The sequence below is a fragment of the Amycolatopsis keratiniphila subsp. keratiniphila genome, assembly GCF_001620365.2.
In the GTDB taxonomy this organism is placed as follows: Bacteria; Actinomycetota; Actinomycetes; order Mycobacteriales; family Pseudonocardiaceae; genus Amycolatopsis; species Amycolatopsis keratiniphila.
The window spans coordinates 638-2,327 of the sequence record NZ_LQMT02000009.1 but is presented as its reverse complement, the minus strand read 5'-3'; the positions used below and the strand labels follow the sequence as shown (position 1 = coordinate 2,327).

General features: G+C 65.4%; 1 protein-coding gene and 1 pseudogene. Both read right to left on the bottom strand.

The features are described from left to right. Nucleotides 1-40 precede the first annotated feature (40 nt). Entirely contained in the window at nt 41-1,429 is a 1,389-nt protein-coding gene (locus AVR91_RS07865; protein WP_063274613.1) for a glycine--tRNA ligase, read from the bottom strand. 91 nt (nt 1,430-1,520) lie between these two features. Further along, nucleotides 1,521-1,690 (bottom strand): annotated as a pseudogene (locus AVR91_RS44400) (class F sortase); the annotation flags it as partial.

The window sequence follows — 1,690 nt, the reverse complement described above, 5'->3', positions numbered from 1 at the left end:
CGACCCTTTCATGACACTTGGCCCGACGAGGCGGCGGAGCTCAGGCGCCGACCAGCCGCCCCGCCAGGTACGACTCGAGCTTGTCGATCGCGACCCGCTCCTGCGCCATGGTGTCGCGCTCCCGCACGGTCACAGCGAGGTCGTCGAGCGTGTCGAAGTCGACGGTGACGCAGAACGGCGTCCCGATCTCTTCCTGACGCCGGTACCGCTTGCCGATCGAGCCGGCGTCATCGAAGTCGACGTTCCAGTGCTTCCGCAGCATCGCCGCGACGTCGCGCGCCTTCGGCGTGAGATCGGCGTTGCGGGACAACGGAAGCACGGCGACCTTGAACGGCGCGAGCCGGTAGTCCAGTTTCAGCACGGCTCGTTTGTCGACGCCGCCCTTGGCGTTGGGGACCTCGTCCTCGTGGTACGCGTCGACCAGGAACGCCATCATCGACCGGCCGACCCCGGCCGCGGGCTCGATGACGAACGGGCGGAACCTCTGCTTCGAAGCCTGGTCGAAGAACGACAGGTCCACGCCGGAATGGTTCGAGTGCGTCGTGAGGTCGAAGTCGGTGCGGTTCGCGATGCCCTCGAGCTCGCCCCATTCCTGGCCCGCGTTGAACGCGAAGCGGTACTCGATGTCGACGGTGCGCTTCGAGTAGTGGGAGAGCTTTTCCTTCGGGTGCTCGTAGTGGCGCAGGTTCTCCGGCTTGATGCCGAGGTCCTTGTACCACTCGGTGCGCGCGTCGATCCAGTACTGGTGCCAGGTCTCGTCCTCGCCCGGCTCGACGAAGAACTCCATCTCCATCTGCTCGAACTCGCGCGTGCGGAAGATGAAGTTGCCCGGCGTGATCTCGTTACGGAACGACTTGCCGATCTGGCCGATGCCGAACGGCGGCTTCTTCCGCGCGGTGGTCTGCACGTTGAGGAAGTTGATGAAGATGCCCTGCGCGGTCTCCGGGCGGAGGTAGTGCACGCCTTCCTCGGACTCGACCGGGCCGAGGTAGGTCTTCAGCATCATGTTGAAGTCACGCGGCGCCGTGTACTCGCCACGGTTTCCGCAGTTCGGGCACGGGACCTCGGAAAGGTCGTCCTCGGTCGTCTCCTTGCCCGTCCGCGCGGAGAAGTCCTCGGCGAGCTGGTCGGCGCGGAACCGCTTGTGGCAGGAGAGACACTCGATCAGCGGGTCGGTGAAGACGTCCAGGTGACCCGAAGCGACCCACACCTGGCGAGGCAGGATCACCGACGAGTCGAGGCCGACGACGTCGTCGCGGCTTTGCACGACGGTCTTCCACCACTGGCGCTTGATGTTGTCCTTGAGTTCGACACCGAGGGGCCCGTAGTCCCACGCCGACTTGGTACCGCCGTAGATCTCTCCACACGGGAAAACGAAGCCTCGACGCTTGCACAGGCTGACGACGGTCTCAATGGTGTTGGCGGGCACTCCACGCTCCGAAGCATGCGGGGACGGGTATGGGCTAGAAGGACAAGACTAACCGCCCGTCCCCGCGCGACCTCCGGCGAGGTCGGACCGCTCAGGGCCTGCTGACCAACGAGGCGGTGACGATGCGGTTGTCCTCGTAACCGTCGGTCCCGCCGACGTACTCGCCACCGCAGGTGACCAGCACCAGCCGATGCGGCCCGTCCGGCCCGAACAGCTTCTCCGACTGTTCGGCGAGCTTCGTCTTGTGCACGGTGACGATCT